Consider the following 8,982-nt stretch of genomic DNA (forward strand, 5'->3'; position numbering starts at 1 on the left):
GAATGTTTTTGTAATGTATTCCCTATTATAGTTCGCAAGTCGGAATAGTTCTACATATTTCCGTCTTATCGGTCAATTTACCCGCCCCAAGATAGGCAACTTACAGCTGCAGAGCCGCCCGAATTTATGAATCCCCAACCCAAAAAAGGTGCTGCGAATGAGTTCGCTGCACCTCTATTTTAGCCTATCATTAAAATCTCCCGGATCTCCTGCTCTGACAAGCCGGATAAGGCTTCTTCGCCCGGTTGAATGACTTCATCGATCAAGTTCATCTTCCTCTGCTGAAGCTCGTACATCTTATCTTCCACTGTACCTTGGGTTACCAGCCGAATCACCTGCACGACTTTATTCTGTCCGATCCGGTGCGCGCGGTCAGCAGCCTGCTGCTCTACAGCAGGATTCCACCACAGATCATACAGAATAACCGTATCTGCACCAGTCAGATTCAAGCCGGTACCGCCGGCTTTCAAGGAGATAAGGAACAAATCCCGCTCCCCTTCATTAAAACGGCTGCACCGGTCAACTCTTTCCCGGGAGGGGGTAGAACCGTCCAAGTAAAAGAACGGTATGCCTTGATATCCAAGCTCACGTCCGATGATGCCCAGCATTTCCGTAAATTGCGAGAATACAAGCATACGCTTGCCTGCGCTTCGGCATTCCTCAATAATCTCCAGCAGCTGCTCGAATTTGGCTGAGCTTCCCGCATAATCCTCCACAAACAGCGATGGGTGGCAGCACAGCTGCCTCAGCCTTGTTAAGCCGGCAAGGATTTTGATACGGTTCTTTTGAAAATCCTTATCGTTCAGATGCTTTAAGGCTTCCTGCTGCAGCTTCGCCAGATAAGCCACGTACAGCTTCTTCTGCTCCGGCAGCAGCTCGGAGGCCTGAAGCGACTCAATCTTCTCCGGCAGCTCCTTGAGCACTTCGCTCTTCAGCCTGCGCAGCAGGAACGGCTTCGCACGCTTGGCCACGATGTCGCGGGACAGATCATTGAAGGCTTTCCTGTCCTTGAACAAAGCCGGGAATACCGCATCAAAGATCGACCACAGCTCTTCGAGCTTATTCTCCACGGGCGTCCCGGTCAGAGCGAACCGGTACACGGCCTGAATCGCTTTTACCGCATGCGCAGTTTGCGTATTATGATTCTTGAAGAACTGCGCCTCATCCAGAATAAGCGTATGGAAGGATTGCTTGGCAGCCTGTATAATATCCCTGCGCAGCAGGGGGTATGAAGTGATGATTACATCCGCCTTGGAGCTTGCCTGCAGAATTTGGCTTCGCTCCTCCTGAGTACCGTCAGCAATGACAGCCCGAATCTCCGGAGCGAATTTCTGCAGCTCATTCTTCCAATTGTACACAAGAGAAGCAGGGCAAACGATAAGCCCCGGCTGCCGCTTCTCTCTTATCTCAGGCAATACGGAGACGAGAAAGGCGATGCTTTGCAGGGTTTTGCCGAGCCCCATATCATCCGCAAGGATACCGCCAAAGTGATAATGAGCCAGCGTCTTGAACCATTGAAACCCCACCTTCTGGTAATCCCGAAGGACCTCTTCCAGTTGCTCTGGAATGGGGAAATCCAGATTGTCCGGATTGCGCATATTCTCCAGAAGCTGACGAAATGATTTACCGAGCTTAATGGTATGGCTCTGTCTATGCGACTCCATCAGATGGAGGGCGTGAGCCACAGGGAAGCGAACAATCGCAGCCTCAAGCTCGCTTCTGCTCATGCCGGTTTCATTAATGAAACGGATGATCTCCTGATATTCTTCACCCTCGAGCGGCAAAAACGCGCCTCCGGGAAGACGATGGAATTTGCGTTTCTCTTCGAGCGACTTCAGCAAATTGCGGATTTCCGACTCCGGAATGCCGTCGATTTCAAACTTGCAGATCAGCCAATCTGTTCGTTCATTCACGCTCACCGTGACCTTGGGCGGCATAAGGCCGGTTGGAAGCTTCGTCTTTACCGCAGAGGTTGCGTACACATCCGCCAGTTTCTCCAGCTCCGGCAGCACATGATACAGAAACTCATATTCCAGATCCTCGCCGCTTAAGAAATAACCGCCCTCCGTTGCTGTGAATCCGCTTTGCACCATAAGCTCAAGGATTCGTATTTCCTTCTCTCCATCCCGCAGCAAAATATGCCTTTCCTCTCGGGATGACCCGTCTGACTCAAGCGGATTAATGACAATACTCCCATAATGAAATTCCAATCCGGCGAGCAGACGATCTCTGACCCGGTCCAGATACAGCTTGGCCTTTAGCGGAGTTTGCACGATACGCTCCGACACCGCCTGCGTAAGGTGTACGCTGCCAAGCTTCATCAGCCCCGGCACGACCTTCTCCATGAAAGGCTCCATCTGCTCCTGAGCGATCTGAATTTGCTGCGTACGGGAAGCTTCCAGCATCTCTTTGAGCATCGATAACCGTTTGCAGGAATCTGCCTGCAGCTTATGCAGTTTACCGGCGGCCATAACGATGCCGTATGCATCCATGATGATCATTTGATCCAATCCATGAACGTCCAGCTGAAAGCCATCCCCTTCAATCATCTGCTCAAATTCAAATTGCAGCGGCGGCAGCTCGCCGGTCAGTTCAATGCCGTCATAGGAGACGCCTGCCTGTTCAAGCTTTACCGACTGGGCTTTAAGCAGTAAAGGATGCAGCATGGTCCAGGCATTCGGCGGAATCAGCAGCATGCGGTCACTGGTATGTGCAGCGGGCGTGCCCGAGCCTTCAAGGAACATCCGCTCATTGTCTTCAAGCTGGATTAACAATTGAATCACCGCATCATTGTCAGGGTGAAAGCTGTGCAGCTCCGGTTCATAGGTAAAATGCTTCGTGAAGGCGTAAGCTTCTCTGCGGCTTATGCAGTCCAGGAACTCGCCTAATTTCTGGACGATATACAGCCGTTTGGGACCGACCTTCATTTCAATCCCGAGCCTATGCTTCTTATAGCCATAGGGAAACGGCTTACAGATAAACTCAACATCCAGAGGCTCTCTCGTATCGAAGAGATTCCTTGCTCGGCTTGGACGCAGCGGCCGCTCGCTGAACAAGCTTATCATGCCGCTGAGCAGCTTCGCATCTCTGGCTGAATCCCACGCAGCAGCGTTCCCTGCGCCTGCGCCTGCGCCTGCAAAGGAACTGTCGGCTGAAGAATTCCGCGGCCTTGCCAGAGGACCGGCAAAATCCCCCGGATTGTTCTTAATGCTCAGCAGCACTGCTGCGATATGGGAACAATATTTGTCAAAAGAAGCAAGGGTCGGACAGCTGCATTCTGCTTCCACATCCCCATTCTCGAAAAGCTCAACCGTGACCTCATCACTGCCATTTGCTCTGACCACAGCTTCCCAGGTCAAGGCCTCGGGATTATAGTACGTAATGGTAACTTTTCCTGACCGGTAATAGGCCGCTCCCTTATCATAAGCGGTTTGGCCGCACAGCATCTGGATGGATTTATCTGTCAGCTGAACATTCATCGGAATAATCCTGCCTTTATAAGAATATTTGTTCGCACGAAATCATCTATCCCTATGATAACAGAATTCAGCAGGAAGAACAGAACAAGGCTTCGCCCTGATGATGCTAAGAGCGAAGCCTTGCCTGCTTCTCATGGTTAATTGTTAAACTGAGGTGTTTTCCGCTGGAGTGAATAGTCTTTGCAATGCTGCAGCCGGCCTGTATTTCATTATAAGTGCAGGTGCGCCAAGCGCCCTTACTTCTTATCCCTATAAACAGTTAATTCGCTTAAATAAGTCCGCCATTGATGCGCACCGTTTGGCCGGTTATCCACTTGGACTCTTCGCTGGCCAAGAACAGCACAACGCTTGCAATATCCTCCGAGTCTCCAAGGCGGCCAAAAGCATTCATATTACGGATAGCCGCGATCTGCTCCTCGGACTTGCCCACTGTGAAGAGCTCTGTATTGACCGGACCCGGTGCCACTGTATTGATCGTGATCCCCTTGGGACCGAATTCTTTCGCCAGTTGGCGCGTAAATTGCTCAACCGCTCCCTTTGTGCCTGCGTAGACGCTGTAAGTCGGAAACATCAGACCCGCAACAGAGGTGGAGAAATTGATGATGCGTCCATTCTCATTCATATGTTTAAAGGCCTGCTGGCAGGCAAAATAAGTGCCTTTTACATTAATGGCAAACTGCTTGTCAAAGTCTTCTTCCGTCATGGCAGCGAGCGGCTTCGTAATCATAATGCCTGCGTTGTTCACGAGAATATCGAGCTGCCCGTATGCCTCTATGGTCTTTTGAAACAGCATGTCGAGCTCAGCGATTTGGCTTATATCGGCTTGAACAGCCAGCGCTTCTCCGCCATTTTGTTTAATGCCGCTAACGACGTCCTCCGCTTTAGCCGGATTGCTCGCATAGTTAACGATAACCTTGGCCCCCTTATTAGCAAGCTCCTCAGCTATTTCCCGCCCCATCCCTCTCGATGCTCCAGTTACTATCGCTACTTTACCTGCTAAATTGTTTTGCATTTTAAATTCCTCCGGGATTGGTTTGATTTATTTAACAAGTAGTGTATCCGTCATTCAGTTACTGCCGCTGGATAATTGGCTGGTTAAACGAGAAAGACCCTATCTTTCCTGATTGTATGCATATCTGACTGGTTGCTTTTGATTATATAGAAACGAATAACAAAATACAAGTGACAATTTTATTATTATGTCATTCATTATTTGAAATTTCAATTGAATCCCTCATCGATGACAGCCCATTTCCTTTTATAAGGTAATTATTTTTTGTTCATAAAATCGGTGTTGATATTGATAATGATAATTGTTATCATTTATAACGGATTGAAAGTCCGCTTGTTTACCAGGTTGCTTTCAAAATAATTTACGGTCCTATTAGGAGGAAACATCGTGTTTAAACGTAATCGAATGAAGTCTGTACTTATTCTAATCAGCTTAATGATTTTAGCTCTGTCGCTGGCAGCTTGCGGCAATAAAAACACCGACAATTCATCCCAGACATCTGAAGGAAATGCAGCGGCAGCTGATCAAAGCGCACCGGCTCCAGCCTCCGATAGAACGCTAACTGACGCACTTGGCAATAAAGTTACCATTCCAGCCGAGCCGAAACGGATTATCGGTTCTTACTTGGAAGATCCGCTGGTTGCCCTTGGCGTTAAGCCTGTCGCCCAGTGGTCTGTTCCGAACGGTAAACAAGAGTATTTGAAGTCTTATCTCGACGGAATTCCCACCATTTCATATGACCTTCCTTACGAAGCTGTAACGAGCTTCAATCCGGATCTTCTTCTTATTGCTTCCGATGGTGAAGTGAAGGATGGCAAATATCCGCAATATAACAAAATCGCCCCTACCTATGTTTTAGGAGATGCCATTAACGCCGACTGGCGCAAAGCCCTGCTCAAAATCGGCGAAGTTCTGAATAAGAGCAAAGAAGCCCAGCAAGTCCTGGACCAATACGAAGTCAAAGCAAAAGATGCGAAAGAAAAACTGGCGAATGCCATTGGCACACAATCTGCTGCAGCTATTTGGCTGGTTCAGAAGAATTTCTATGTCGTAAGCGACAACCTCTCCAGCGGTTCTGTTCTATACAAAGATCTGGGTCTGACTGCACCTGATGTGGTGAAGGAAATATCCAAAACCGGCACAGGAAACTGGAACGCCATCTCGTTAGAAAAATTAGCGGATATGAAAGTCGATTATCTATTCCTCATCAACAGCGATGAAACAGATTCCGATATGCTTAAGCAGGCAATTTGGAAGAACATTCCTGCCGTTAAAAACGGACATGTCTATGAATTCGACAAAACGCACAGCTGGCTGTACGGCGGACCGATCGCAAACGGCCAAATCATTGACGATGTTCTTGCCAGCTTAGTGAAATAGAGGCAAAAATCTTTTTTGCCTACTGCCTGCAAGCCTGGAGCAGCAGCGGCGGGTAAGAATTGGAACAGACATTTACAAGAGGGGCTGTACCGGAATTCGTAATCATGACTTTCGGTAAGCCCCTCTTGTTCAAGGATACTCCCATCCGAGTTAGAGAATAAACAAAACAAAGCCTTGCAGTGCCGCAGGGCTTCGTTAGATACCGGCCGATTCGGCCGGCTAGTCATTCTATTCAGATCGGCTTATCCTTAGCAGCCATTCACGATTATGGATACCAGACCTGCTTCTCGGAAGTCACCGTCGTCCCTTCGGTAATCGCTTTTTCGATCAGCATACTCAAGTAGTGGTCTTGGGATGCCTCCGCCAAACTGTAGAATGAAGGTCCGCCTTGAACATAATCTCCCATCTTGCTTAAAGCAGTTGCAATCGCAATCTCGTCATCGGTCAACCTCCCCGGCACGTAGGGATTGCGAAATAACCATTCCGATCCAAGCAGTATACCGCTGTAATTAAAGCCTAGAAGATTACCGTCAAACCCGTTATCGACCCGCCTCAGCTTGGAGATGACCGGCGTTTGGAAATCTTCAAGCCAGGCAGCCTCGTCCCCCATAATTTCACCGCGGATTCCTCTTACAAGAACCCGCTCACGGCGAATCCATGAAAAGTACTGATCTCCGGTAAAGTCGAGCACTCCCAGCTTATTTCCGAAGCTCAGCGTGGCGATATCCTGTGAGGATTCCTTGATGACCTCTTCCTGCGGGGGCCCATATCTGCCCGGACCCTCCACAATCGACGATAGAAACCGCTGGCCGCTAATAACGGCTGTCTCGAAGCTCACATCCAGCAGCTGGCGGATTAAACTGACTCCATGATAACCGTGCGCCACAGACACCTGAGCTTGAGACACGGGTCCGATTCTGCCTGATCTGGCCAAGGATATACGTGCGGCATGCATGGGCTGAAAGAGAAGCTGCTCCGCAACCTGAATCTTTGCCCCGCTTCCCACTGCCTTGAACAGCTGGGTCAGGCCGTCAAGATCCGGTGCCGGCGGCGTCTCGGCAAGAACGGGAACGCCCCGATCAGCCAGCTCGCGAATGTAGACCGGACAGCTCTCCCAAGACACAGATACAACGACAAAAGATAGTTCCGCTCCATCAAGAAAGGAATCCAGATCCTGAAAGGTCTCGACACCCCATTCATTTTGCAAAGCGGCAGCCGTCTCTTCGCGGCGAACCAGCATCCGGCTCACCTTGAACCGTTCAGGCAGCTCCCTTGCAATCCGCAAATAAAAATCAGCCCGCCAACCATGGCCAATGATTCCAAACGTTATTTTCCCCATTTGCTATTTTTCCCCTCTTCACACTGGAGTGTGCTGCTTCTTTTCTATTATAGCCCATACCACCATTTCAAAAGAAGAAACTTCCAATTCCAGCAATTGCAGCCTGTCACTGCATGAACGACAGTTTGCAGGACGTTTCCAGCAATTATACTTCCTTCAGGCTGGATAAACTATTCCATTAGGGGAATACCACGGATAGCAGGTATTCCTGGAATGGAGGTTTTATCTTTTGAAAGAGAAGGACATTAGATTAACTTCAACCGAGATGGGAGCGCTCTGGGCAACCTATGTCAATGATACAATGGCGAGATGCGTATTGAGCTATTTTCATCATATCGTTGAAGATTCCGAAATTACATCCGTTGTTAAATATGCACTAGACCTTTCAGATAAGCAAATTCAGGAATTAACGAAGATTTTTAATGCAGAAGACTTTCCAATTCCTAAAGGCTTTTCGGATGAAGACGTTAACGTAAACGTCAAGCGCTTATTCTCGGACAGCTTCTTTTTGTATTACATTAAGAATATGGCAAAGGTCGGATTAGTGACGTACAGCATGACCTATACAATGGCATCTCGTTCAGATATAAGGTCATTCTTCCACGATACCCTATTAAAAACGGTAAAACTGGATCAAAAGGTGACTGAGGTTTTGCAGTCCAAAGGACTTTATATAAGACCCCCTTATATGCCAATACCGGACGGAATTGATTTCGTGGAAAACAAAAATTTCCTGTCGGGAGGGTTCTTCGGATTTCTGGATAAGCGACCGCTAATATCTATTGAAATCGCGCATTTATTTGCGAACGCACAAACGAACGGACTCGGTAAAACGATGCTTATGGGATTTAATCAGGTCGCCCGGTCGCAGGAAATTCGCAAATATTTTTCTCGAGGTGTCGATATATCCACTAAGCATGTGAAAATTTTCGCTGATATCCTCAAGGATGATGAACTTCCTGTCCCCATGACGTGGGATTCAGACGTAATGGATTCTACGGAAGCACCTTTCTCCGACAAGCTTATGCTGTACCATGTGTCACTATTGATTGCGGCAGGAACCGGCAATTACGGTATAGCGACAGCGGCAAGTCCCCGCAGAGATGTTGCGGCTAATTATATAAGGTTGGCGGCAGAAATCGCGAGTTATGCCGAGGATGGCGCGAAAATGCTGATCGAACACGGCTGGTTGGAAGAACCGCCTCAAGCGCCGGACCGCAAAGAATTGATGAAGACATAATTTGCGGATGGGTTAAATTTATACCTGTTCGATATGTGGACGATTATAGAAATGCTGGAGGGGGCAGCGATGCCCCTCTTTCTTTTGGCTAAAGATAAAAGCCGTGAACCCTCCAAGAAGGGCAGGGCTTGCCTTGGCAATAGACTGATTTGTTAATACATTAGAAAGATAAAGCAGGACATACCGATTTAAAACCGATCCGCCCTGCCTTTGTGTTGATCAGTCTTGCTCTGCTTGTGCGCATGGCTCGCATTTCCAGTCCTTTGCCCATGGAGGTAATATAGACAGTTTTGCAGTCCTGTGATGAGCCTAAATGTCATCGCCGGATAGATATCTTTTTATGAAACATCTACTGTTTCTTCGGTGTTCTTTGATAATAAAGTAATTTAAAATGGTCGCAAAAAATGCAGTAAACCCGGCCCTATGATGCGGGCCTTGGTCAGAAATAAAGTTGTTTAAAAGCATTGAACTCCCTCGGTACGATTCAGTTTTCTCACGAATGCTCGCTTATTCGCAGGATTTCGCCCCTGAC

5 protein-coding genes are annotated in these 8,982 nt (G+C 48.3%); 2 read left to right on the forward strand and 3 right to left on the reverse strand.

What is annotated here, in order from left to right; genetic code table 11:
* Positions 1-179: 179 nt before the first annotated feature.
* Entirely contained in the window at positions 180-3,479 is a 3,300-nt protein-coding gene (locus ACFPYJ_RS16660) for a DEAD/DEAH box helicase (RefSeq protein WP_379189303.1), read from the reverse strand.
* Between the two features lie 268 nt (positions 3,480-3,747).
* Entirely contained in the window at positions 3,748-4,491 is a 744-nt protein-coding gene (locus tag ACFPYJ_RS16665) for an SDR family oxidoreductase (RefSeq protein ID WP_379189304.1), read from the reverse strand.
* A 405-nt stretch (positions 4,492-4,896) separates the two neighbouring features.
* On the opposite strand from ACFPYJ_RS16665, the gene ACFPYJ_RS16670 reads away from it, so the two are divergent.
* Entirely contained in the window at positions 4,897-5,871 is a 975-nt protein-coding gene (locus tag ACFPYJ_RS16670; protein ID WP_379189310.1) for an ABC transporter substrate-binding protein, read from the forward strand.
* A gap of 265 nt (positions 5,872-6,136) precedes the next feature.
* Here the strand turns inward: ACFPYJ_RS16670 and ACFPYJ_RS16675 are convergent, their stop codons facing one another.
* On the reverse strand, positions 6,137-7,210 hold the full coding sequence (locus ACFPYJ_RS16675) for a Gfo/Idh/MocA family protein (RefSeq protein WP_379189305.1): 1,074 nt from the start codon (positions 7,208-7,210) through the stop codon (positions 6,137-6,139).
* 229 nt (positions 7,211-7,439) lie between these two features.
* Here ACFPYJ_RS16675 and ACFPYJ_RS16680 point away from each other — a divergent pair, with 229 nt between their 5' ends.
* Positions 7,440-8,450 carry a DUF3231 family protein gene (locus ACFPYJ_RS16680; RefSeq protein WP_379189306.1) on the forward strand — a complete coding sequence of 337 codons (1,011 nt, stop codon included), beginning with the start codon at positions 7,440-7,442 and terminating at the stop codon, positions 8,448-8,450.
* Positions 8,451-8,982: the final 532 nt, after the last annotated feature.

This window comes from Paenibacillus solisilvae, assembly GCF_042656405.1.
Classification (GTDB): Bacteria; Bacillota; Bacilli; order Paenibacillales; family Paenibacillaceae; genus Paenibacillus_Z; species Paenibacillus_Z solisilvae.

Bases quoted from the DNA above. Each gene is read 5' to 3' on its own strand.
- ACFPYJ_RS16665 (WP_379189304.1), bottom strand. From the start codon at position 4,491: ATGCAAAACAATTTAGCAGGTAAAGTAGCGATAGTAACTGGAGCATCG.
- ACFPYJ_RS16670 (WP_379189310.1), top strand. From the start codon at position 4,897: ATGAAGTCTGTACTTATTCTAATCAGCTTAATGATTTTAGCTCTGTCG.
- ACFPYJ_RS16660 (WP_379189303.1), bottom strand. From the start codon at position 3,479: ATGAATGTTCAGCTGACAGATAAATCCATCCAGATGCTGTGCGGCCAA.
- ACFPYJ_RS16675 (WP_379189305.1), bottom strand. From the start codon at position 7,210: ATGGGGAAAATAACGTTTGGAATCATTGGCCATGGTTGGCGGGCTGAT.